Origin of the sequence: Brucella sp. TWI432 (assembly GCF_039674445.1) — a bacterium.
Lineage (GTDB): Bacteria > Pseudomonadota > Alphaproteobacteria > Rhizobiales > Rhizobiaceae > Brucella > Brucella chromiisoli.
Genome location: NZ_JBDJNL010000001.1, coordinates 242912 through 267270, shown reverse-complemented (window position 1 = coordinate 267270; position 24359 = coordinate 242912). Strand labels below are relative to the sequence as shown.

Here is a 24359-nt window from a genome sequence, read left to right as displayed (position 1 = left end):
TCGCGCATGTCGTCCGAAAACCGCTTCGCATTTTTCGCGATGCGATGTTGCCCTAACGCATGCATGCATTTCCCCGCAATCAAGACCTGATGCGCGCAACGCAACGGATGCCCAAATACCACTTTGGTATCATTTAGAGGCCAATTTTAAGCATTTGATAACCATTTTTCGCGGGTTTTTAAGACAAAAGCCCGGAAATACCCATTTTTTGCGACTAAGAAGTGACTGTGTCCTTCTTGCTACAGACATTCCCGATCCATGGCCTATATTAGGGACAACAGTTTATTATCCCTATTTCCCAAGTGGAGGCCTATTATGAAGCTCAAGACCCTTCTTCTCGCGTCGACCGTTGCTCTCGTTGCTGCAACTGGCGCAAAAGCTGCAGACGCTATCGTTTACGAAGAGCCAGCTCCGGTTGTTGTTGCTCCAACGTTCACATGGAACGGTGCTTACCTCGGTGGTCAGATTGGCTACGGTTGGGGCAAGTCGCGCTTCAGCCAGTTTGGCGAAGCCGGTGCGCTTAACATCAAGCCCGATGGCTTCCTCGGTGGTCTTTATGCAGGTTACAACTTCGACCTCGGCAACAGCGTTGTTCTGGGTATCGACGGTGACGTAACCTACAACAACCTCAAGGACAGCTATTCGATTACCGATGGTACGGATTCTGCATCTCTTGAAAGCAAGCTGCGCTGGTCGGGTGCCGTTCGTGCACGTGCCGGTTACGCAGTTGATCGCTTCCTGCCTTACATCGCTGGTGGTGTAGCATTCGGTCAGGTCAAGAACACGCTGTCGGCAACAAATGGCATTGATTCTGTCAGCGTTGAGCAGAGCAAGACCCTTACCGGCTGGACTGCTGGTGCAGGCGTTGACTATGCTGCAACCGACAACGTCATCGTTCGCCTTGAATACCGTTACACCGATTACGGTCGCAAGAACTTCGACTTTGGCACCGATGGTGTTGCCTCGATCCGCGACAAGTTCAAGACCAACGAAGTTCGTCTCGGCGTTGCATACAAGTTCTAATCTGATCTGATCAGATAGACTGCTTTGAAGGCCCCGCATTGCGGGGCCTTCTCATTTTGTGCTTAATCTTAGGCTTTTTTGTTAATTGCCAATTTACACCCCTTTAAACTGCCGCATTTACCCTTCAGGCGATAAACGCCCTTCCTATGTGCAGGGTTTGATCATTTAAGCCGGTTATGATGACGGCAGACGATAAGAATACGGGGCGGATCTAAACAGACATGGCATCGCGAGACGGCAGAAACGGGCGGATCGAACCTTCTTTCGGTAAAAAGCCGGAACAGGAAGAGGACGTATTTCGCGTCGACGAAGAGGAACGCATGGCCCGGCCCCAACGTAAAGCCAAACCGTCGAAAGATCGTGAAACACGCGGTGCGCGCCGCGCCAAAAAAAAACGCGGTGGTTTTTTTGGTTTTGTCCGCCGCGCTGTTTACTGGTGTCTGGTGCTCGGCCTCTGGGGCGGCATCGCCTTTGCCGGCATGCTTGTCTATTTCGCAGCCAAAATGCCACCAACAACCGACTGGGCAATTCCCGACAGGCCACCAAACGTGCGCATTGTCGATGTTCAAGGCAATCTGATTGCCAATCGCGGCACCACCGGCGGACAGGCTGTGGGCTTGCACGAAATGTCACCATTTATACCGCAAGCCGTCATGGCAATCGAAGATCGCCGCTTCATGTCGCATTTCGGTATTGATCCGATTGGTCTTGCACGTGCCGTCATAACCAACATCATATCAGGTCGCGCCGTACAGGGTGGCTCAACGCTCACACAGCAGCTTGCTAAAAACCTGTTCCTGTCACCGGATCGCACGCTGGAGCGCAAAGTTCAGGAAGTGATGCTCGCCCTCTGGCTTGAGCACAAATATACCAAAGACCAGATTCTGGAGATGTATCTCAACCGCGTCTATCTCGGCTCGGGTGCTTATGGTGTGGATGCGGCATCGCGCCGCTATTTCAACAAATCCGCCAAAGACGTGAACCTTATGGAAGCTGCAACGCTGGCCGGGCTTCTCAAAGCGCCATCGCGGCTTTCGCCTGCGCGGGACCCGGAAGCTGCCGCAGCACGTGCCAGGCTGGTGCTTGGTGCCATGCGTGAAGAAGGCATGATCGATGATCGTCAGGTGGCAATTGCCGAAAGCGAACCGCCCACACGCGCTGCATCCTATTGGCAAGGCTCGGAAAATTACGTTGCAGACAGGGTCGTGGCAGAATTGCCAGAGCTGATCGGCGACACCAAAAGCGACATCACGGTTGAGACAACCATCGATCTTAACCTCCAGCATATCGGTGAAGAAGCAATCAAGGATCAGATTTCCGAAAACGGAAAGAAGATGAATGTGAGCCAGGGGGCGCTCGTTTCCATTGATGGTACGGGTGCTGTGCGTGCCTTGGTGGGGGGGTATGATTATGCCGCCAGCCAGTTTGACCGCGTGACCGATGCCAAGCGCCAGCCTGCCTCATCCTTCAAGCCATTCGTTTATCTCTCCGCACTCGAACAGGGCCGCACACCGGATTCAGTGCGCAATGATGCGCCGGTGCGGATTGGCAACTGGACGCCCAGCAACGATAACGGGAAATATATGGGCGAAGTCACGCTTGCCACCGCCCTCTCCCATTCGCTCAATTCCGTCTCAGCGCAGCTGGTGATGGAGGTCGGCCCGCAGACCGTGATCGACACCGCACACCGCCTTGGCGTTCAGTCAAAGCTTGAGCCCAATGCCTCGCTCGCACTGGGCACCTCGGAAGTATCGCTTCTGGAACTGACCGATGCCTATGTGCCTTTTGCCAATGGCGGTTATCGTGCGCCTGTTTATTTCATCACCAAAGTCACAGATGCACAGGGCAAGGTTCTCTATCAGAGGCAAGACGGTATTGGTCCGCGCGTGATTGATGAGCGCAATGTCGGCATGATGAATGCTATGCTGCGCAAGACAGTGGAGGACGGAACTGCCAAGCGCGCGGCCTTCGGCTGGCCAGCAGCAGGTAAAACCGGCACCAGCCAGAATTTCCGTGACGCGTGGTTTATCGGTTATACCGCCAATCTCACCACAGGTGTGTGGTTTGGCAATGATGACGGCAAGGGCATGAAGCGGGTGTTCGGCTCCACGCTTCCGGTGGCCGCCTGGAAAGCCTTTATGAAGGAAGCCCATAAGGGCGTGCCCATCGCAGAATTGCCCGGGCATTACGATATTCAGAACGTGGTTCCCGGCGGCAGCGATGGCATTGATCCGAACCTGCCTTATGAACCCGGCATGACACCGCAGGGCGGCTATGGCAATCCGCCTATGGCAGGCAATGACGATGATGGCTATTGGCCACCGGCACCCGATTCGCCTGCGCGCAACACGATCCAGCAGGGCACGACAGCCGATTATCCGGCCGGTACCGCAACGGGTATGGATCATAACGCTCAGCCAATGCCGCCTGCCAGCGTCGGCGGACAACAGAAACCGCGTGATTCAACCACGCTTCTCGATATTATCATGGGCAATTCACGATAAAATTCGTTCAGGGCCGGTCGTCAACCGGCCCTTATCGCGGTCAAGTGAAGCATCCAACGGCCTGATCGGTTGAATCCACTCGAAATCCTGAGCGGCTTAGTCTATTCAAAGATTGAGAGTGAGGTTGCCATGTCTACAATTTCCCCAACCGATACGTCCCGTCCCGATGTTGCCGCGGAACGCAAAACGCTTGTTCTGACAGGCGCCAGCCGCGGCATAGGGCATGCGACGGTCAAACGTTTTTCCCGCGCCGGCTGGCGCGTCATCACCTGTTCGCGACAGGATTTTTCAGAAAACTGTCCTTGGCCGGCGGGTCCGGAAGATCATATCAAAGTCGATCTTGCCGATCAGGAAGATATTGGCAAAGCCATTTCTGAAATCCGGCGCAGACTGGAAGCCAATGGCAGCAAGTTGCACGCGCTCGTCAACAATGCCGGCATTTCGCCCAAAGCCGAAGGCGGTCGCCGCCTGAACTCGATTGAAACGCCAATGGCCGCGTGGCGTGATGTGTTTCAGGTGAATTTCATGGCCCCGATCATGCTCGCACGCGGGCTGTTCAAAGAACTGGAAGCAGCGCAGGGTTCTGTGGTCAATGTGACGTCCATTGCAGGTAGCCGCGTGCATCCGTTTGCAGGCACTGCCTATGCAACATCCAAAGCAGCGCTTGCAGCACTGACCCGCGAAATGGCCTCCGATTTCGGTCCCCATGGTATCCGCGTGAACGCCATTGCGCCGGGCGAAATCGATACGGCGATTCTTTCGCCGGGTACGGAAAAGCTCGTCGAGCAATTGCCGATGCGGCGGCTTGGAAAAACATCAGAAGTGGCCGAAACAATCTATTATCTGTGCTCGGAAGCCTCATCCTATGTCACGGGTGCGGAAATTCACATCAATGGTGGCCAGCACGTATAATTGAAAGACGAATTCTATGATTCTATGCTGCGGTGAAGCCCTGATCGACATGCTCCCTCGCCAGACGGCAGAGGGAGAAACGGCCTTCATGCCTTTGGCCGGTGGTTCGGTGTTCAACACATCGATCGCACTTGGGCGGCTTAACGTTCCGACCGGATTTTTCTGCGGTCTTTCGTCAGATTTTTTCGGCGAGGTTTTGCGCGACGCGCTTGCGCGCTCCAATGTCGATTACTCCTTCTCGGCAATCTCTGACCGTCCGACAACACTGGCCTTTGTGCGGCTCGTTGACGGGCAGGCACGCTATGCATTTTACGATGAAAACACAGCGCTGCGGATGCTTTCGGAAAACGACATCCCGGAGATCGATGATAGAATTGATGCACTGCTGTTTGGCTGTATCAGCCTGATTTCAGAGCCATGCGGGCGTGTCTATGAAGCACTGATGACGCGCGAAGCATCCAAGCGCGTCATTTTTCTCGATCCGAATATTCGCACGGGCTTCATCACTGACCGCGAAAAGCATCTGGCGCGCATGAAGCGCATGATCGCCCTTGCCGATATTGTGAAACTATCCGACGAAGACCTCGAATGGTTCGGTGAAAAGGGCAGTCATGACGAGATTGCCGCCCGATGGCTCACGCTTGGGCCTAAGCTCATCGTGATTACCAAAGGTGCGCATGGTGCCGATGCCTATAGCGTAAACGCGACCATCCGTGTTCCCGGCGTTAAAGTCGATGTGGTGGATACGGTTGGTGCGGGCGACACGGTCAATGCCGGTATCCTCGCAAGCCTGCATAGTCAGGGACTGCTTAACAAACATGCCCTCGCCCAGCTGGACGAAGACCAGATTCACTCCGCCATAGCGCTGGGCGTTCGTGCAGCCGCGGTAACCGTTTCGCGTGCAGGCGCCAATCCTCCATGGGCAACAGAAATGCGCGATTGAGCATAATTGCTCCCTTGACCCGACGCATCGCGCGCCTTCTATAAGAGGGGGGCGGGAGAGAATCGAAGATAGGCAAAGGACATGTCATTGAACGTCTTGCGTATAGCCGCCTTCTCGCAAGGTAATCAGGGCGGCAATCCTGCCGGTGTGCTGATTTCTGAAAAACTTCCCTCTGCTCAAGACATGCAGACAATCGCTCACAATGTAGGCTTTTCGGAAACGGCTTTCGCCATGCCGGAAGCCGGAGGCTTTCGTGTGCGCTATTTTGCGCCGGAAATGGAAGTCCCTTTTTGTGGCCATGCCACAATTGCACTCGGTGCAGCGCTGGCCATGCGTGAAGGCGATGGTGCTTTTACGCTTATGCTCAACAATACGACAATAAAGGTAGAAGGCCGCAAAGAGGGCGATCTGTTCTCTGCAAGCCTTCAATCGCCATCCACGCGAAACCGTGCGGCCTCTGAGATCGAAATTGAGCAGGCGCTCGCGCTGTTCAACTATGAAAAGGACGATCTCGCACCGGGCATCCCGCCAGCACTCATCCATGCAGGCGCTGATCATATCGTATTGGCATTGCGCTCACGCGAAAAGCTTGCCGCCATGCATTATGACCTTCCGCGTGGGCGGGTGCTGATGAACCGGCAGGGCTGGACCACGATCCTTCTGGTGCATTCGGAGACACCACAGCGCTTCCACAGCCGCAATCCTTTTGCGTCTGGCGGCGTGTATGAAGACCCGGCGACAGGTGCATCGACTGCGGCCTTTGCCGCTTATCTGCGTGATCTGGGTTGGCCGCATGGCGGCGCTATTGAAGTCATCCAAGGCGAGGATATGGGCGTGCCCTCACATCTGCGCGCAGAAATCGGCCACGTGAGGGGCGAATCTATCCGCCTTTCCGGCACGGCCCGATTGATGGAATAGACAAACCGCAGCTCGTCACACTCTGACGAGCTGCTCTACACGTTCCTCATTGCCGAAGAATTTCAAATAGCGCTCGACTTCCTTCGGGTCGCCGGTTGCTTTCTGTGGGTTGTCGGAAAGTTTGACCGCCGGGCGTCCATTGGCATCAATCACCTTACAAACGAGCGATATCGCCTTGAGACCATGGATCGTTGTCGGTGCGCAGCCGGCAAAATCATTGGTGAGGTTGGTGCCCCAGCCGAAGCTCATGCGAACGCGGCCTTCAAAATGGCGATAGGTTTCCTCAATTGTATCGACATCGAGCGCATCCGAGAAAATCAGCAGCTTTTCGCGTGGGTCTTTGCCGCGTGACTTCCACCATTCAATGATACGTTCGCCGCCTTCAATGGGCGGTGCGCTGTCTGGGCGGAAGCCTGTCCAATCCGCAACCCAGTCCGGCGCATTGCGCAGGAAAGCAGCCGTGCCAAAAGCATCCGGCAGAACGATAAGAAGATTGCCACCATAATAGCGGTTCCAGTCCTGCAACACGCGATAAGGCGCACTGCGCAGTTCTTCATCCGTATTGGCCAGCGCTGCCAGCACCATTGGCAATTCATGCGCATTGGTGCCAAGCGCTTCAAGATCAGTATCCATTGCCAGCAACACATTGCTGGTGCCGGTAAAGGCGCTGCCGATACCTTCTTTGAGTGCTTCAACGCACCAGCGCTGCCACAGAAACGAATGACGGCGACGCGTACCAAAATCGGAAATCTTCAAGTCTGGCAGTTCGCGCAACCGCTCGACCTTGCTCCACATCTTGGCTTTGGCGCGAGCATAGAGCACATCAAGCGAGAAAGGCCCGAGGTTTTTCATCGCAGCGCGCGAGCGTAATTCATTGATGATGGCAAGTGCGGGAATTTCCCACATGGTGGTGTGCGACCATGGACCATGGAAATGCAGCTCATACTGGCCGTCTTTGCGGCGCAGATCATATTCCGGCAGCTGGAAATCATGCAGCCAGTTGAGAAACTCCGGCTGGAAAATCTGCTTTCGACCATAAAAGCTGTTACCCGCCAGCCAGATCATTTCCTTCTTGGTGAAGCGCAGCGTGCGGGCGTGATCAAGCTGTGCGCGCAACTCACCTTCGTCAATCTCATCAGCAAGGCGCACAGTCGTCGTGCGGTTGATAAGTGCAAAGGTCGCATCCACTTTGGGGTAAAGCCCCCAGATCATCTGCAACATCAGAAGTTTGTAAAAGTCCGTATCCAGCAGGCTGCGGACAATCGGATCAAGCTTCCATGCGTGATTATAGACGCGCCGCGCGATATCGGTTTTGGCCATGACGGCCTCCATTGCATGAGCATGTGCTTCAGCCAAACCAAATGCTTGGCAGCAAAAAGAAAGGCAGGTTTTCACCTGCCTTTTTAAATGCTTCATTCAGATTTGGGAAGCTCTACGATGATTTCATGTTCACCATCCGTCTTGATCGGCACGCCTTCATCTGGTTTGCCGACCTTGCGGCCATTGAGCCTGATCACCTTGTCCTTGGCACCGGCGATCACCTTCACGCGATAGAGCGCTTCGCCGAAACGAAGTTCTGCTTCATAGCCCTCCCATTCCGGCGGCAAGGCCGGATCAAGATGCAAGCGATTGCCGCGTTTGGTAACGCCAAGAATACCCTCAGTCGCAACGCGGTAGAACCAGCCGGCAGACCCCGTATACCAGGTCCAGCCACCCTGTCCGCGCCGCGGCTCAACCGAATAGATATCGGCTGCAATCACATATGGCTCAACGCGATAAACATCCGGGTTGCGACCATGATTGACCGGGCTGATGAGCGAGAACAAACGCCATGCCTCAGCGGCCTTGCCCATGCGGGCGAGCGCCAGAATGGCCCATGTTGCACCATGGGTATACTGACCGCCATTCTCACGAACGCCCGGAGGATAGCCCTTGATGTAACCCGGCTCCTGCACCGTCTTGTCAAAAGGCGGCGTGAAGAGACGCAGCAATTCGCCCTGATCATCGAGCAGATATTTCTCAAGCGAAGCCATGGCCTGCTCGGACCGCTTTGGATCGGCAACGCCCGACAACACGCTCCACGACTGTGCAATGGCATCAATCTGGCATTCATCGCTGTCTTTTGAGCCAAGCGGCGCGCCATTGTCGAAAAAGCCACGACGATACCATTCACCATCCCAGCCATCGCGATCAAGCGCTTTGGTCAGGCTTTCAAGATGGTTCGCCCACGCTGTTGCGCGCATATCATTGCGCGACTGGGCAATCGGGATGAACTGCTTCAGCGTATAGGCAAGGAACCAGCCGAGCCACACACTCTCGCCCTCGCCCTTCACGCCGACAAGGTTCATGCCATCGTTCCAGTCGCCGCCCAGCATCAGCGGCAAGCCATGCTTGCCGGTGCGTTTGATCGCCAGATCAAGCGCCAGCGCACAATGCTCGTAAAGACTTGCTGTCTGATCCGAGATTTCCGGCTCAAAGAAAGCATCATGTTCGCCCTCTTCCAGCTTGCGTCCCTCAAGGAAGGCCAGCTTTTCATCGAGAATCGCATCATCGCCAGTGGTTTGGACGTAAAGCGACGTGCCATAGCCGAGCCAGACCACATCATCCGAGATCAGCGTGCGAACACCTGCACCGGTTGCAGGCAGCCACCAATGCTGAACATCGCCTTCCGGGAACTGACGCGAAGCGGCATTGAGGATCTGCGCACGTGCCAGCGACGGATCGATCAGCAGAAGTGAGAGCGTATCCTGCAACTGATCACGGAAGCCAAACGCGCCGCTGGCCTGATAAAAGGCAGCGCGGGCCCAGATACGGCAGGCAATCGCCTGATAGGGCAACCAGCCATTGATCAGCAGGTCGAATGCCGGATCCGGTGTCTTGACCTGTACGCGGTCGAACAGACCTTCCCAATATCTGCGCGCGCCCTCAAGCTTGTCGTCAAACGAAGCCTTGCGGCTTTGTTCGACAAGCGCTTTTGCCTGCATCTGATCGGCAGCATTGCCGAGCAGGAAGACAATTTCACGGCTTTCACCCGGATTGACTTCAATATCGATGGCAAGCGCTGCACAAGGATCGCGCCCGGCCTCAACCGTGTTGGAAAGCGGCTTGCCTGCAAGCACGATTTCAGGGCGATCCACCGATCCGGTCGTGCCGATGAATTCGCCACGGTCAGCCGTTACCGATTGCGGCTTTTCGCTCGCCGCAAAGAAGGCCACCTGACCGGACTTGTCCGGGTGATAAGGATTGCCTGCGAAGAGTGCGCCCAGTTCTTCATCCTGCGATGGAACGATGAACGGCACATTCTTGGAGCGGGCATTGCCCAGCACCCATTCAGCATAGCCATAAGCGCGCAGCTTACGCTTGGAACGGCCCTTATTGGTGATCGTCAGACGCGAAAGCCGGACAGGCTTTTCAGCATCGACAATATGGGTCAGTTCGAGTGCCAGTTCGCCATGCTGAGCGGCAAAAGTGCTGTAACCATGGCTGTGGCGCGCTTCATAGGTGACCGCCTCGTCGCGCAGCACATTGGCCGTTGGAGCAAAGCTGCGGCCCGTTTCACGGTCGAGAATATAGATTGCCTCGCCCGGACGGTTGGTGACCGGATCATTCGCCCATGGGGTGAGCTGATAATCGCGACTGTTGCCTGCCCATGTGAAAGCCGACCCCTCTGCCGAGACATGGAAGCCGAAATTCGGATTGGCGATCACGTTGATCCACGGATGCGGCGTGGTCGTGCGGTTGTTGATGCGCACAACATAGCTGCCGTCCTGCGCAAAGCCGCCATAGCCATTCCAGAACTCGAGATCATCGCCTGATGGAGCCGGCAGAGTGACTGGTTTCGGCTTTGCAACCAGACGACGCTCTTCTGAGCCGCGTTCAAGCGCAATCGGCCCAAGCCCCGCAGAACCAAGCCCCTGCTGTGCAGTGGCCGGTGTTTTGGCATCACTGCGTGCAGCCAAATCGACAGTGATTTCCTCACTGCGACGCAACTGCTCGGCAAGCGGACCGTTCTGCGCATGCATGACGATACGCGCAGAAGCCAGAAGTGTATTATAGCTTTCCTCGCTCATCTGATCGCGCCGCACCGCAAAGATATGCGGCAGACCGCCACCGCGTGCGCGGAAGCCTTCCACGATCCAGTCAATCGCACGTTGCGTATCCTGCGCATAGGAGAAGGCGCGTTCATTGACCGCAACCACATCAACGATAAGGCCCTTGCTGCGCCAGTATTCCTGTGCACGCAGCACGCCGCGCAACACATCAAGATCAACCTCGTTGTCGATGCGCAGGGCAAAGATCGGATAGTCACCCGAAATCGACATCGGCCAGAGGTTGGATTGCTTGCCAAGTCCGGCTGCAATGGTTTCCGGCGGCTGACGCAGATTGCGCTCCGGATAAAGCAGATAGGCGGCAACCTTCTGATAGTCAGCAGCTTCCGCAGGCTTGATACCGATATGATAAAGCTGAACCTGCGAGCTTGTCCATGAGAGTGAATATTCCCGCGCAAAGGTTTCTGGATGGCGATGCGTTGCCACCGCATGTTCAACCGCATCGCGGCTTCCACCCGCAAAGGTCCAGAAAACAAGGCTGACCTTTTTATGTGCCGGAACGCGGACACGTGTGCGCACCGATGCAATCGGATCAAGCACGCAGCCCTGACTTCCCGTAAACTTTGCACCTTCATCGAAGGCTGCCGCATCACGCAGCGAACGGCCCCGACCGATAAAGGCACGGCGATCGGTTTCGACTTCCGTTTCGCGGATAGAGCCCGAAAGATCGGTCACAAAATGCGCTACATGAATATCCGGGTCGGACGGCGCACGTTTACGGCGCTTGGCGTAGATGGTCGAACCGTTATCAGCGATTTCGGTTTCAACAAACATCTTGGCAAAGGCCGGATGCGCCGCATCGCTGTCGCTGTCGGTCAGCACCAGTTCCGCATAAGACGTGACCTCAATGATGCGATCGCGCGCAGAGGTGTTGATGATGTCGAGCCTGCGGCCTTCACCATCGGATTCAGACGAGACAATCACTTCCATGACCGTCTTGATGTCGCCTGCGGTTTTGTAGAACTCAGCCTTGTCTTCCGTGAAGACAGTCTTGGTTTCTTCATCCGGGTTGCGCACAGGCTCGCCGGTTGCCGACCATGAATAGCCGCTTTCCATGTCACGCAGGAACAGGAATGTGCCCTGCAAGTCTTCCGAGGCATCGGCGTGGAAACGGGTGATGTCCCAATTGTGCCAGCGGCTGTAACCGGAACCGTTGGCCGTAACCATCAGCGCATATTGGCCGTTCGACATCATATGCGTTGTGCGCGGTGCCTTGAAAGGAACGTCGATGATGCGCATTGGCGCATCGTCGAAGCCACCCGAATCCACACGCATCGGATTTTCGGTCTTTGCGTAGATCATCGGAATTTCGCGTGGTGCTTTTTCCTGCAACAGAAGTTCTGCTGCTTCGATCACCGGGTCGGAATGGAAGCGTTCCCGCATACGGCCTTCGAAAATCACATTGTTGACCGCGATAATGGCCATGCCGTGGTGGTGGGCATAGTAGTTTTTTACGACCGCATAGGTTTCACCTTCGCGAACACGCGACGGGGTGAAATCCACCGAATCGTGGAAACCATAACGGCCCAGTGCACCAAGCTTTTCCAGACGCTTCAGATTGGCAACCGCAGCCGCTGGCTGATATTGCGATGCAAGCAAGCTTGCGTAAGGCGCGATAACGGCGTTACGCGAAAGTCCACGCTGGAGACCCAGATTTGGCACGCCAAAATTGGAATACTGGTAGTTCATATGCGCATCCCGCGCATTGAACGCCGCTTCCGAAATGCCCCATGGCAGACCACGCGAGGTTGCATAATCAATCTGGCGCTGCACAACGAGCTTATTGGTCTGATCCAACAGGGAGCCAAGCGGTTCGGACATGACCAGCGGTGGCATCAGATATTCGAACATCGAGCCTGACCAGGAGAGCAACGCGCCCTTCCAGCCAACAGGCACCAGAAGGCGACCGAGCTTGAACCAATGTTCAACAGGCACATCGCCCTTTGCAATCGCAAACAGGCTTGCAAGACGGGCTTCGGATGCCAGGAGATCGTAACAGCTTTCATCGAGTTCGTTTTCCTGAACGCGGAAACCGATCGACAACAAACGACGTTCTTTGCGTTCGAGGAAGCCAAACTGCATATCGAATGCCAGCTGGCGCGAGCGCCCTGCGAGATCGCGCAGGCGCTCACGCAGCTCATCTGTGTTGCGATCGCCAACGGAATCATCCGTATGCGCCTTGCAGGTATCGACCAGAATATTGGCCCATTCCTTTGCCTCAGCGCTTGCTGGCGTTTCAATTTCACTATCGAGCTCTTCCATCAGGCGCACAATGTCCGTCGCAAAGAGCGACAGATTGATGGTGCGGAAGGAGGCTGTTTCCGGCTCGTCCTTGATGGTGCGCACCGCACGGCGGAAATTGGCAATCCGCTCTTCCAGACGACGACGCAGCGGGCGCAAAATCCGGCGATCATCCGGGATTTTTGCAATCGCTTCCTCAAGCACATCATTGACGTCGATAATGCCGTCGAGATCAGCCTGAAGATAAACCGAAGGCGCTTCCGCCCATTCTTCCAAAGCCGAAGAAAGCGTCACAAGATGACCGGCAAGATTGCCGCTATCCACGGCGGAGACATAAAGCGGACGCATCGGCGTCAGCGTGTTTGTCTCATACCAGTTATAGAGATGGCCCTGATATTTCTCCATCTTCTCAAGCGTCGTGACGGTGGCTTCAACGCGGTTCATCGTCTCGGCAAAGCCGATCCAACCAAAGTCACGCGCAGCAATGACCGAGAGAAGATAAACGCCGATATTGGTAGGCGAGGTTCGCTGCGCGACAATCGGAGCCGGGTCTTCCTGAAAGTTATCCGGCGGAAGATGGTTGTTTTCCTCGTTGGCAAACTCAGCAAAATAGCGCCATGTGCGGCGTGCATAGCGGCGCAGATCAGCCTTATCGGAAGAGAGAACTTCCAGCGTATCCTGCGGCTTGGCCGAACGGCTCACAAGCCATGCTATCAGCGGCGATGCAAACCAGATCACCGCAAAGGGCGCGGCGATCATTGCCGCATGGCTTTGCGCGGCGAGCGGAAAGAAAATTGCAAGCCCTGCGATGACAATGGCTGGCCACATCAGCTGGAAATAGAACAAAAGCGTATCAGGCGATGACTTGGCCTGTGCAGCCGTGCGCCACTCCAGAAGATCACGGCGCGAGACAAACAAACGATAGATCGTGCGTGCAATCGCATCGGCCATCAGGAAAGCGGAATGGGCAATGAAGGTGGTGCGAAGCGCCACATCCGCAGTACCAAGAGCAATATCGGTGAGAACCGACTGCGCGTGGCCTTTGAGCGAATAGTCCATATTGGACGGAATGAGATTGGTGATGATGCCAAAGGTCGGCGCCACAAACATGCTGACGATCAGGAAGGCCTGCCAGACGGCAGCCGGTCCAATCGGCAGAATGCTCCACCCAACAACCGAAGCGATCAGCCAGAGGATAGGATTAAGCGACCGGCGCAGATTGTCGATCATCTTCCAGCGGGTAACGTTGCTGACGCCGCGGCTTGTCGAGAAAAGCCATGGCAGAAGCTGCCAGTCACCACGCGCCCATCGGTGATGACGCGACACGTCGACATTATAGCCGGTCGGATAATCTTCAACCACTTCAACATCGCTGACGAGTGCTGCACGCGCATAGCCGCCTTCCAGCAGATCGTGGCTGAGAAGCGTGTTTTCCGGCACACGGCCTTTCAACGCGGTTTCAAAAGCGTCGATGTCATACAGGCCTTTACCGGTGAAGCTGCCTTCACCCAGCAGATCCTGATAGGAATCAGAAACTGCAAAGACATAAGGATCGATGCCGCGATTGACCGAGAAGACACGTTGCAGGAACGAGGCTTCATCACCCGTTGTCAAAGATGGCGTCACGCGTGGCTGCAGGATGCCATAACCACGAACCACCTTACCGGTCTTTTCATCAAAGACGGGACGGTTGAGCGGATGGCTGAGCTTGCCAACCAGATTGGTCACGGATTCAGGCGTAAGCCGTGTATCCGCGTCCAGCGTCATGACAAATTTGACATCTTTCGGCAGGCGCTCATCAGGTGGGAAGAAGCTCGTATCCTGATCGCCGCGCAAAAGCAGGTTCAGCTCATGCAACTTGCCACGTTTGCGCTCCCAGCCCATCCAGCAGCTCTGCTTTTCGTTAAACAGACGGCGGCGATGCAGCAAGAAGAAACGCGGCTGTTCATTGCCGGTATAATGCTCATTGAGCTTGGCAATTTCATCGCGCGCATATTCGTAAATTTCCATATCAGCAGGTGTAATTTCCTGCTTGGCATCAACCCAGTCACTCACCAGTGCGAAATAGATTTCACCACGCGGATTGGTAAGATAGTGAACTTCAAGGTTACGGATCTGCTCGTCAATGGAATCGCGAGAATTGATCAGCGTCGGGACTGCAACAAGCGTGCGCGCCTCGACGGGAAGCCCTTCCTTATATTCAAAACCGATCAGACGCGTCGGCTGAACAAACCACGGCACCAGCGCATTGAACAGCGAATAGGACGCATCCATCGCCGGGAAAAGTGCCAGAAGCGTGAACAGCAAGCGCCAATCAGCCGAAAGCCCGGCCCTGCTCATGCAGTAATTGACGCCCAGCAGAATCAAAATCGTGAAAATGGCTGTCGGGATAAAGAAGCCCAAAAGGCCAAGATTGCGATAAAAGCGCAGGGCTTTGACGCCAAAGGGTGCTTTGTAGCCGCAGACCTTTTCAAGTTCTGTACGCCCTTCACCCGAAAGGTAATAGGCAATAGAACCTCTGCCTTCCTGCCCGTTTGCCTCTGGTCCGTTTGCCTTGCTTTCTTCTGCAAGTTTGAGCGCCGCCCAGGTGATGTCGATTTCGCTCATATTTGAAAAGCGCGCGAGCTTTTCAATTGTCACGCGATAGGCATTGCGCGAGCGGAAATCGAGCAGTTCGAAATCGCTGTGGTCGCGCAGGATCGCATCGACCTCGTTGACGGTTTCAAACCAGGTTTCCCAATCAATATCGTCAATGCGTTTCAGGCTGCTGATCGCATTGCCCATCGTCACGCCGCCGGTCGACTGGCGCGCATGTTCTTCAACGATGGCGTCCTCTGGATTGCTGCCCTCCTGCTCAAGAATATGCTCAAGCCAGCTGGCCGCAGCCGATGTATCGGTGGAAGCGCCGCGCAGACGATAGAGAAGATGGGTGGCAAAGGTACTGTCGCGTGCCGCCTGCGCATATTGTGCAAGAACCGTATCAAGCTCGTCGCCATTGGCGGCAACGACGATACGGTCTGCTGCGGTATTGGCAAGATTGCGCATATTGCGCGCGCGATCCACGCGCAGCGCCAACCGGCGTGCATTCTCGATCAGAAAATAGCGAACAGCGGATGGCAGCGCCCACAATTCACCGATTTTGAGCGGCTCAACCGTCTGAAAACCCTGAACCAGCGCGGTGAGTGATTTGAGCGAGAAATTGCTGTCGGTATGCGCGACATAGAGCCATGCCAGCGCAAAAATACGTGGCATGTCCTTAAATTTTTCATCGCGGGCGGCATAGGGTGGCAATTGCCGGATGAATTTGCGCGGGAGATCGCGGCGGGTTTGCTGGACCGTCTTGTCGATCTGATAATGATTATCGAGCAACCATTGCGCCGCCGGCGTGATGGTTTCGCCAGCGCGAGACGCCGCATCCGACGAGCGATAGGCATGCAGGATCAGCTTGCCATTTTCAGACAGGCGCTGATCGAACTCAAAAGACTGATAACCGGGTAATGCCAGTTCTTCACCACGTGCAACGGAGGCTGCGAGTTCACGCAGTTCATCCTCGCTTTTGTAAAGCGCACGTATCGGAGAAGGTTGTTCGGGCGGAATTTGATCCGAAGTCTTATGATCGGCAATGGACGAATGAGACGGCGAAGAAGACAATTCCGGCATGTGCCTTAACAGCCTTTCCGAAGGGAATGAGTGAAATGCGGCGGATGGATATTAGATTGAATTTCAATGCAGAAAAACGACAATATCCGTATTCGGTTCCCTGAATGTCGTCCTCATTTGACAAAAATGCGACGACAGTCTGTGGAGATATTCAAATCGTTTAGATCGCAACGCACAATTCTTTCCGAACATTAATGTTGCGTTATAAAATGAGCGGTTTCTACAACCCTAACATACTGAAAATAAGAATAATACCACTCTGAAGAATAGATTTCGAAAATGCTCTGCCGATACTCTTTGTTTCTAAAATGAAAAAGACACCCGCCAATGCGGATGTCTGATGGATAAAATCGGGGCGATACGCCTGAATTATGAATGGCCTTGAGCCAAAACCTCTGCTTTTTCATCCGCTTGAGATGCTCGGTCATGTCCGAAAATCCGCCAATAGCGCGGACGGAAAGCGATGCGGCTTTTTTCAGCCGCTGGATGTTCGGCCGGAATCTCGATCTCGACACGTTGACGCGCCCCGCCGATTTCAAGCTCGACCCGCCTCTTGCCCCCCGATCTTCGGCTGGCAATAACTGTGCCTGCGATGCAGCCCCCACAGCCATCAAGCAACTCGACATCATGCGGGCGGAAGAAGAGCTGTGCTTCGCCATCGTCCGCGCCATCAGCCACCAGTCCGATATTGCGATCCGCCAGCCAGACTTCCCCTTTTTCAATCCTTACCGGCAGCGTGCTGGATTCACCAATAAAGCCATAAACAAAAGGCGAGTTCGGCTGATCATAAACCTCATCCGGGGTACCGATCTGTTCAATCCGCCCCTGGCTCATCACCACCACGCGATCCGCAAGCTCCAGCGCTTCATCCTGATCATGCGTGACAAACACGGTCGTATGGCCGGTGCGGTCATGAATTTCGCGTAGCCAGCGGCGCAATTCCTTACGCACCTGCGCGTCAAGTGCGCCAAAGGGTTCATCAAGCAGCAGAACCTTTGGCTCAATCGCCATGGCGCGGGCCAGCGCAACGCGCTGACGCTGCCCACCGGAAAGCTGCGTTGGATAGCGATTTTCCAGTCCCTTCAACTGCACCAGATCAAGCAATTCGAGTGCACGACGCCGGATCTCGGCGGAAGGCGGACGGGTGCTGCCAGGGCGAACCTTGAGGCCAAAACCGATATTCTCGGCGACCGTCATATGGCGAAACAGCGCATAATGCTGAAACACGAAGCCAACATTGCGCTCCTGCACGCTCTTATGCGACGCATCCTCATCACCAAAAAAAATCGCCCCTTCTGTGGGCCGTTCAAGACCGGCAATCAGACGCAACAAGGTTGTTTTGCCCGATCCGGACGGACCAAGCAAAGCAATCAGTTCACTCGAACGAATATCCAGCGACACGTTATGCAATGCCGGAAAGCGACCAAACTCTTTACGCACACCGGCGACACGAACTTCCATTCCCGATCCTTTCCCCTACCACCGACTGCTCAGCCAAAGCATGGGCGGCTTATTTTCTTTTGGACAATTTAGTTTTTAATGCCCGTTACTGCCAGCCAGTTCATCACCATAACGCATCTCCAGAAAAGCTTTGGCCGCCAAGGTCACAAGGGCAAGCAAGGCCAGCAAAGATGCAACCGCGAAAGCCGCAACGAAATTATATTCATTGTAGAGAATCTCGACATGCAGCGGCATGGTGTTGGTGAGGCCGCGGATGTGTCCTGACACCACCGAAACAGCGCCGAATTCGCCCATTGCGCGGGCATTACACAGCAAGACACCGTAGAGAAGGCCCCACTTGATATTGGGCAAAGTGACATAACGAAAGGTCTGCCAACCATTGGCGCCCAGCGAAATGGCTGCTTCTTCATCACCGCTTCCCTGCTCCTGCATCAGCGGAATAAGCTCGCGCGCCACAAACGGAAACGTCACAAAAAGCGTTGCCAGGACAATGCCCGGAACAGCAAACAGGATTTGAATATTATGGCTTTCAAGCCACGGCCCCAGCAAGCCGTGGCTTGCAAAAAGCAGCACAAAAACCAGACCCGAAATCACCGGTGATATCGAAAAAGGCAGATCGATCAGCGTTGTCAGAAGCGCCTTGCCTTTGAACTCATATTTGGCAATCGCCCATGCAGCCGCGACACCAAAAACCAGATTGACCGGAACAGAGATAACCGCAACGAGCAATGTCAGCCGAATTGCGGCCCATGCATCGGGCTCCGCCAAGGCTGCCAGATATTCGCCCGTGCCTTTACGGAAGGCTTCGACAAAAACGGCCACCACCGGCAGGATAAGAAACAGCAACAAAAAGATCAGCGCTATGCTGATCAGCACAATACGCGTTGGCAGGCTTTCGCTCACAGCGCTGCGCGCAGGAGAAACATGGTCACGCGCCATAGCCATACCTCTTTCTTGACCACGACTGGATCAGATTGATCAACAGCAGCATGGCAAATGAAAGTGCGAGCATCACAGTCGCAAGCGCCGTTGCACCGGCATAATCATATTCCTCCAACCGGATCACGATGAGCAGCGGAGCAATTTCCGAAACATAAGGCGTGTTGCCTGCTATGAAAATGACCGAGCCATATTCGCCCACCCCGCGCGCGAAAGCCAGTGCAAAGCCGGTAAGAATTGCGGGCTGCAATGCGGGCAGCAAAACCTGCCAGATCGTCTGAAAACGCGATGCGCCAAGCGTTGCCGCCGCCTCCTCGACCTCCCGGCTGATCTCTTCCATGATGGGCTGCACCGTGCGCACCACAAATGGCAGCCCGATGAAAATCAGCGCCACAACGATGCCGGCACGGGTGAAAGCAATGCGAATGTCGAAAGGCGCCAGCAGACTGCCAATCCAGCCATTGGGCGCATAGATTGAAGCGAGCGCGATACCAGCAACGGCTGTGGGAAGCGCGAAGGGAATATCAACGATTGCATCGATAAACCTGCGACCGAAAAAACGATAGCGCACGAGAACCCATGCGAGAATAACACCGAAAATCACATTAATGACTGCAGCAATGAAAGCGGTGCCAAAGCTGGTTTCAAGTGCCTTTAACGTGCGTTCATCGGTGATGATCCGCCAGAAGCCGGCAAAGCCAACATCTGTTGAGCGCAGCACGAGGGCTGCAAGCGGAATGAGAATGAGGAGAGTCAAATAGGCGACACTAAAACCGAACGTCAGTCCGAAGCCCGGAACAACGCTCGGTTTTCTGAAATGCCACCCTGCTCTGACCCGTGCAGGGTGCGAAGACATCAATATTTGCTCCCTTTTATTGGTCTTTCTCAGCAATCACTGCCCTGACAGAGGCTCATTTACCCGGTTTGTAAATCTGGTCAAAAGTGCCGCCATCGCCAAAGTGATAAGGCTGCGCCTTGGCCCAACCGCCGAAAACCGGGTCGTCAATCGTTACAAGGTCGAGCTTCGGAAAATCACGTTTCTGGTCAGCAGGCACAATATCCGGCTCGGATGGACGATAGAAATGCTTGGAGGCAAGGGCCTGACCTTCCGGTGAATAGAGATATTCGAGATAGGCCTGCGCAACCTTACGGGTTCCATTGTCATCAGCATTTTTGTCAACCAGCGCAACCGGTGGTTCTGCCAGAATAGACTGCGGCGGCACCACAATATCAAAGGCATTGTCGCCGAATTCAGCGATGGAAAGATAGGCCTCATTTTCCCAGGCCAGCAAAACATCACCCAACTGACGCTGCACAAAGGTTGTGGTCGAACCACGCGCACCCGTATCAAGCACCGGGACATGGCGGAAAAGTTCGCCGATATATTCCCTTATCCTGGCTTCATCGCCGCCATATTCCTTATTGGCCCATGCCCATGCAGCGAGATAATTCCAACGGGCACCGCCCGAGGTCTTCGGATTGGGCGTGATGACTTCAACCCCGTCTTTGACCAGATCGCCCCAATCCTTGAGGACCTTCGGATTTCCCTTGCGCACGAGAAAAACAATCGTCGATGTATAAGGCGAAGAATTATGCGGAAGGCGCTTGCGCCAATCCTTGTCGATTTTGCCGGAATGTTCGACAATCGCGTCAATATCGCTTTCCAGGGCAAGGGTGACAACGTCCGCTTTCACGCCATCAATAACGGAACGTGCCTGCTTGCCCGAACCACCATGCGAAACACGGATGGTCAGGTTTTCACCTGTCTGCTCTTTCCAATGCTTCGCAAAAGCCGCGTTGTAATCCTTATAAAGCTCCCGCGTCGGATCATAGGACACATTGAGCAATGTCTGATCGGCGTGACCGACCTGAATAGTTCCGGCAATACCCGCCGTTGCTAAAAAAGCTGCAAGCGTGAATGAGACTCTCGATATTTTCATGACCACCTCTCCGCGTTTCATTGACCTGAGAGTATCAGAGGTCTTTGCACACAGGATGCCATAAGCTTTCTCTTATTTGAAAGCACTTCGAAAATTATAAGCTATGATAATGAAATATGCGGAATTAAATTTTCACCCGATTTCTCAAATAACCGAATTCCGGGGAAAGAATTATCAATTTCAGGATGAAGCGGCAGATTTAAAAGTGGGACCCGGATTAGGATTGCGGGGGCAAATTAACTCCGGGCCCCGGCCGATCTAACGACCAGCACATGAAGAACGGCCAAGTGTAAATTAGGTTCCCGTAAAAAATTGAAATTCTTTGTTTTTTCTGCCAGACCTTTCATAACGCTTTACGAAACAGAGGTCATTATGCTGAGAAAATCTCGCAATACAGGCATCGTTCTTGCTCTGAGCGCACTCGCATCAAGCCCCGCTCTGGCCCAGACAATCAGCCGGGATTCGGTCATTCGGACGGATTATGTCTGTGAACGCGGGGTCGTGGTGCCTGTCACCTATATTCATGCGGGCGAAGAGCCTGCTTTTGCCGTCATTGACGTTGAAGGCAAAATGGTTGCTCTGCAATGGCATAATGCGCTCAGGAAATATGTCGCAATGGACGAGCAGGACAGCTATCGCTGGGCTGAAAAAGATGGACGGGCCATTCTCACCCATCTGGAGGCGGACGATTCGGCCAAAGAAATCACGCTGCTTTCAGCCTGCCGCGCGGATGATGGTGCGCAATAGAGACGTTCAGGCAAACCTATAAAGGTGCTCTCATCATCATGGCACGAGGTAATGCTTGTCCCACTGAGACTGCGGAACCTCCTCACCAATGTGATAATCAAAGGAAACGACATTGATGTGCTCATCATCCGTTTTGCAAACGAATGAGAGCTTGTACCAATGCTCGCGGCTGCGAAAAGCAGCGCCATCCGCTTTGATCATATTTTTTGAGGCAACAGGGTCAGAAAAGGCATAGGCCAGCACCTTATCGACCGAAAGCTTTCTTTTATCCTTGCTGATGCGTTCCATCGCCTCGACATCGCAACGCTGCTCAAGACGCGTTGCAGGGTCAAGCCTTTCAAGTTGTGCTTTTTCCAGCGCCGTCATTGCCATGGACGGCGTACTCAAAGAGGCGGCAACACTCATGATGAAAAATGACGAAAAGCGAAAAGGAGAATTCGAAATCAGAGCGGATAAAAATTGCATTGGCTTACGCATAACTCGCTTTGCGGGAGTGTAAAAAACGCTTCTAACACATAATCTGCGTCAGATTTTTGATCATCACAGCAAGTTTATCCGGTTTTCACAGCAAGAATTTCAAACGCCACAACGCTCAGGAAATTCTATCTTCAAACAAAGTCCGATCTCGACCGGCCTCTTTGGCTTCATAAAGAACCTTATCAGCGCGCTCCACCGCCCGCCAGAAATCGTCTTTATGCCCCAGTCTGACCACTCCAAAACTGCACGTCAGGCTCGTATCCTTTGACAGGCGCGAGAAAACGCGTGTCTTGACGCTTCTCCGAATGCTCTCGACCAGCTCAAACGCCGCATCACTCGGCATATCCTCAAGGCAGATGACAAATTCCTCGCCGCCGATACGCGCCGTCAGATGACGATCAGTACAATAGGACCTTAAAATAGCTGCGAACTCTGTGAGCACTGTGTCCCCCGTCGCGTGTCCATAAATATCGTTGATCGTTTTGAAATAATCGATGTCGCAGGCGACAACCCAGCCAGAAAAGCGACCGCGCTCCAGCGCGTTCATCCCTGTTTCAAGCCCACGGCGGTTTAAAAGCCCGGTCAGCGGATCAGTATCCCGTTCATAAACCAGTTCCCTGAACCGATCAGCCCCCGCTGCCGCAAACAGCACCAGACCGGCAATGACACCCGCAACAGCGGTTGAAAAAACAGTCCATTGCCAGAATGGCGTAAAAGCAAAGTCAGCTGCCGTGTCATCACCGACAATGGAATGTGCGGTCAGCAGTGTTCGGGGAAAAAACTGCACCGCAACCAAAAACAGCATTCCCAGAATGAGCTGGTCAGCGACAGAGCCCCGCGCCAATCCGCGCAAGTACCAGACAAAGGTCAAAATCATGCATGCGAGGCCAAAATTCACAACGTAAATGCGATTGATCGCATTGGGCTGCACGTAGAGAAAATAAACAACGCCACCGACAATCAGACCAAAACTGACAATCCCGAACCACAGCGGCAAACGGCGCGCGGACCTGAGAAGAATGCCCTGCCCGCCCGATAAAGTGCCGACCACATATATTGTGGTGGTCAACAGCGTGTTGACACCATCATCTGCCGGTATATCGACAAGCTGGGAAAGCATGGCCAGGCCGATGCAGAAAAAGCATAATGCACACCATAAGAGATGGCGGCGCAGCTTATCCATTGCACCGACAACCACAAAGGCCAGTGAAAACAGCATTAAAACGGCTGGGAGTACATAAAGCATGTAATGATTATCTTATTTCCACTTTAGCGGTGTCTTATCGCCTTCATTGATTAAAAACACAATTCTGTAAATTAAACCTGCGATAGAAACACCGTTTGCATACGGGAAACGCTCTTGATTTCGCGTATCCGCCCGTGCTTGAAACAGCCAAAGATAATGGCCAATTTAGCTCTATGGCCGCTGACCGCCATATGGCGAAAGGAACAGATATGAAGCCCGTTTTCCTGCAACTGCAATGCGCCCCCGGCAAGACCTATGAGGTTGCGGACACGCTCTATCAGCGTGAGATTGTTTCGGAACTCTATTCGACGAGCGGCGAATATGATCTGCTCGCCAAGATCTACGTAAAAGAAGGCGACGACATCGGCAAATTCATCAATGAAAATGTGCTCGATATTCCCAATATTGTGCGTTCGCTCACGACCCTGACCTTCACTGCTTTCTAAAGTGGGCTAAATCGGGCTGCCCTGCCTGAAATAAAGATTTGATTCACCATTAATCCATTATCCTGATCCTTCAGGGAACCTCTTTGTGTGCCTGAGCATTGACTCTGCGACAACCCACACTGGGTTTAGAGCAAACAGAAATCGATAGCGACAGTGGAAAGATCATGGATAATCTTGAACATAGGCGGGTACTGGTCGTGGAGGACGAAATTTTCGTCGCTCTCGACGTTGCCGCCACTGTGGAAGATGCCCAGGGCACTGTTATCGGCCCTGTGGGCACCGTAAAACAAGCCATAGACCTCATCAATAAGCAGGAAGTGGACGCCGCCATTCTCGACGTCAACCTTGCGGATGGTGATTTGGAGCCTATTCTGGACAGACTAAAGAGCCGCAACGTTTTTGTCGTGGTTCATACAGGTGGAGGATTGCCCACGCATCTTGCTGCGCGCTATCCTGATGTGCCGGTGTTTCGAAAACCCGTGCCGCCCTACGTGCTGACGAGGACGCTGGCCTACGCATTTTCTTCCGAAGTGATGCAGCGCTGACGATGCGACACGGTTTTCCCGACTTTGCAACCGTGCTGAGAGAAACGAAAGCCCAAGCGACAACCACAATCACGCGCACCGACTCTGCGCATGTCGCTTTGGCCGTTTTTTTCAGCGGTTTTAGTTTCGCCTCTCCTGTCTCGACGCCCGGCTCATTTAGAGCGAAAACATCGGCTCTTTTTGACCTGCACGTTTTTCAAAGCAGTGCATGAAAACCGTCAATGCGTTGATTGACAGCGCCTTGGCGG

General features: G+C 54.1%; 16 protein-coding genes. 8 read left to right on the top strand and 8 right to left on the bottom strand.

What is annotated here, in order from left to right:
* Positions 1-315 precede the first annotated feature (315 nt).
* From ABE527_RS01235 to ABE527_RS01215, 5 genes are all read left to right on the top strand, one after another.
* Positions 316-1023 (top strand): outer membrane protein, encoded by a 708-nt coding sequence (locus ABE527_RS01235; RefSeq protein ID WP_499695848.1) that lies wholly within the window; start codon positions 316-318, stop codon positions 1021-1023.
* A 221-nt stretch (positions 1024-1244) separates the two neighbouring features.
* A complete protein-coding gene (locus tag ABE527_RS01230; protein WP_265982688.1) occupies positions 1245-3527 on the top strand; it encodes a transglycosylase domain-containing protein in 2283 nt (760 codons plus the stop codon).
* 129 nt (positions 3528-3656) lie between these two features.
* The gene (locus ABE527_RS01225) at positions 3657-4439 is read left to right on the top strand and encodes an SDR family NAD(P)-dependent oxidoreductase (protein WP_265982687.1); all 783 of its coding nucleotides are present in this window, start codon (positions 3657-3659) and stop codon (positions 4437-4439) included.
* A gap of 16 nt (positions 4440-4455) precedes the next feature.
* A complete protein-coding gene (locus ABE527_RS01220; protein WP_499693297.1) occupies positions 4456-5382 on the top strand; it encodes a carbohydrate kinase family protein in 927 nt (308 codons plus the stop codon).
* Positions 5383-5469: 87 nt separating this feature from the next.
* Positions 5470-6300, top strand: a complete 831-nt coding sequence (locus ABE527_RS01215) for a PhzF family phenazine biosynthesis protein (protein ID WP_265983819.1) — start codon at positions 5470-5472, stop codon at positions 6298-6300.
* 15 nt (positions 6301-6315) lie between these two features.
* Here the strand turns inward: ABE527_RS01215 and pncB are convergent, their stop codons facing one another.
* The 6 genes from pncB to ABE527_RS01185 all read right to left on the bottom strand — a co-directional run bounded on the left by pncB (position 6316) and on the right by ABE527_RS01185 (position 20650).
* A complete protein-coding gene (gene pncB / locus ABE527_RS01210; RefSeq protein WP_265982685.1) occupies positions 6316-7620 on the bottom strand; it encodes a nicotinate phosphoribosyltransferase in 1305 nt (434 codons plus the stop codon).
* Positions 7621-7712: 92 nt separating this feature from the next.
* Positions 7713-16310, bottom strand: coding sequence for a glycoside hydrolase family 94 protein (locus tag ABE527_RS01205; RefSeq protein WP_499695847.1), 8598 nt, complete (start codon positions 16308-16310; stop codon positions 7713-7715).
* Between the two features lie 369 nt (positions 16311-16679).
* Entirely contained in the window at positions 16680-17771 is a 1092-nt protein-coding gene (locus ABE527_RS01200; protein WP_265982683.1) for a sulfate/molybdate ABC transporter ATP-binding protein, read from the bottom strand.
* Between the two features lie 75 nt (positions 17772-17846).
* Positions 17847-18710 carry a sulfate ABC transporter permease subunit CysW gene (gene cysW / locus ABE527_RS01195; RefSeq protein ID WP_499693648.1) on the bottom strand — a complete coding sequence of 288 codons (864 nt, stop codon included), beginning with the start codon at positions 18708-18710 and terminating at the stop codon, positions 17847-17849.
* Complete coding sequence (gene cysT, locus ABE527_RS01190) at positions 18700-19566, bottom strand: sulfate ABC transporter permease subunit CysT (RefSeq protein ID WP_265982682.1); 867 nt, start codon at positions 19564-19566, stop codon at positions 18700-18702. Before cysT ends, cysW begins: the two co-directional genes overlap by 11 nt.
* Positions 19567-19621: 55 nt before the next feature.
* Positions 19622-20650, bottom strand: a complete 1029-nt coding sequence (locus ABE527_RS01185; RefSeq protein WP_499695846.1) for a sulfate ABC transporter substrate-binding protein — start codon at positions 20648-20650, stop codon at positions 19622-19624.
* Between the two features lie 372 nt (positions 20651-21022).
* On the opposite strand from ABE527_RS01185, the gene ABE527_RS01180 reads away from it, so the two are divergent.
* A complete protein-coding gene (locus ABE527_RS01180; protein ID WP_323054526.1) occupies positions 21023-21397 on the top strand; it encodes a lysozyme inhibitor in 375 nt (124 codons plus the stop codon).
* A 36-nt stretch (positions 21398-21433) separates the two neighbouring features.
* Here the strand turns inward: ABE527_RS01180 and ABE527_RS01175 are convergent, their stop codons facing one another.
* Together ABE527_RS01175 and ABE527_RS01170 are read right to left on the bottom strand one after the other, a co-directional pair.
* Positions 21434-21802 carry a DUF930 domain-containing protein gene (locus ABE527_RS01175; RefSeq protein WP_265983817.1) on the bottom strand — a complete coding sequence of 123 codons (369 nt, stop codon included), beginning with the start codon at positions 21800-21802 and terminating at the stop codon, positions 21434-21436.
* A gap of 187 nt (positions 21803-21989) precedes the next feature.
* Positions 21990-23120 carry a GGDEF domain-containing protein gene (locus tag ABE527_RS01170; RefSeq protein WP_499693295.1) on the bottom strand — a complete coding sequence of 377 codons (1131 nt, stop codon included), beginning with the start codon at positions 23118-23120 and terminating at the stop codon, positions 21990-21992.
* 209 nt (positions 23121-23329) lie between these two features.
* On the opposite strand from ABE527_RS01170, the gene ABE527_RS01165 reads away from it, so the two are divergent.
* Together ABE527_RS01165 and ABE527_RS01160 are read left to right on the top strand one after the other, a co-directional pair.
* Positions 23330-23566, top strand: a complete 237-nt coding sequence (locus ABE527_RS01165) for an Lrp/AsnC ligand binding domain-containing protein (RefSeq protein WP_265982679.1) — start codon at positions 23330-23332, stop codon at positions 23564-23566.
* A 164-nt stretch (positions 23567-23730) separates the two neighbouring features.
* Complete coding sequence (locus ABE527_RS01160; RefSeq protein ID WP_265982678.1) at positions 23731-24111, top strand: response regulator; 381 nt, start codon at positions 23731-23733, stop codon at positions 24109-24111.
* Positions 24112-24359 lie beyond the last annotated feature (248 nt).

What these genes read in the sequence shown, in the direction of transcription:
- pncB (WP_265982685.1), bottom strand. Translation starts at nt 7,620, where the DNA reads ATGGCCAAAACCGATATCGCGCGGCGCGTCTATAATCACGCATGGAAG.
- ABE527_RS01220 (WP_499693297.1), top strand. Translation starts at nt 4,456, where the DNA reads ATGATTCTATGCTGCGGTGAAGCCCTGATCGACATGCTCCCTCGCCAG.
- ABE527_RS01160 (WP_265982678.1), top strand. Translation starts at nt 23,731, where the DNA reads ATGGATAATCTTGAACATAGGCGGGTACTGGTCGTGGAGGACGAAATT.
- ABE527_RS01225 (WP_265982687.1), top strand. Translation starts at nt 3,657, where the DNA reads ATGTCTACAATTTCCCCAACCGATACGTCCCGTCCCGATGTTGCCGCG.
- ABE527_RS01230 (WP_265982688.1), top strand. Translation starts at nt 1,245, where the DNA reads ATGGCATCGCGAGACGGCAGAAACGGGCGGATCGAACCTTCTTTCGGT.
- cysT (WP_265982682.1), bottom strand. Translation starts at nt 19,566, where the DNA reads ATGTCTTCGCACCCTGCACGGGTCAGAGCAGGGTGGCATTTCAGAAAA.
- ABE527_RS01235 (WP_499695848.1), top strand. Translation starts at nt 316, where the DNA reads ATGAAGCTCAAGACCCTTCTTCTCGCGTCGACCGTTGCTCTCGTTGCT.
- ABE527_RS01170 (WP_499693295.1), bottom strand. Translation starts at nt 23,120, where the DNA reads ATGCTTTATGTACTCCCAGCCGTTTTAATGCTGTTTTCACTGGCCTTT.
- ABE527_RS01200 (WP_265982683.1), bottom strand. Translation starts at nt 17,771, where the DNA reads ATGGAAGTTCGTGTCGCCGGTGTGCGTAAAGAGTTTGGTCGCTTTCCG.
- cysW (WP_499693648.1), bottom strand. Translation starts at nt 18,710, where the DNA reads ATGGCGCGTGACCATGTTTCTCCTGCGCGCAGCGCTGTGAGCGAAAGC.
- ABE527_RS01165 (WP_265982679.1), top strand. Translation starts at nt 23,330, where the DNA reads ATGAAGCCCGTTTTCCTGCAACTGCAATGCGCCCCCGGCAAGACCTAT.
- ABE527_RS01180 (WP_323054526.1), top strand. Translation starts at nt 21,023, where the DNA reads ATGCTGAGAAAATCTCGCAATACAGGCATCGTTCTTGCTCTGAGCGCA.
- ABE527_RS01185 (WP_499695846.1), bottom strand. Translation starts at nt 20,650, where the DNA reads ATGAAAATATCGAGAGTCTCATTCACGCTTGCAGCTTTTTTAGCAACG.
- ABE527_RS01175 (WP_265983817.1), bottom strand. Translation starts at nt 21,802, where the DNA reads ATGAGTGTTGCCGCCTCTTTGAGTACGCCGTCCATGGCAATGACGGCG.
- ABE527_RS01205 (WP_499695847.1), bottom strand. Translation starts at nt 16,310, where the DNA reads ATGCCGGAATTGTCTTCTTCGCCGTCTCATTCGTCCATTGCCGATCAT.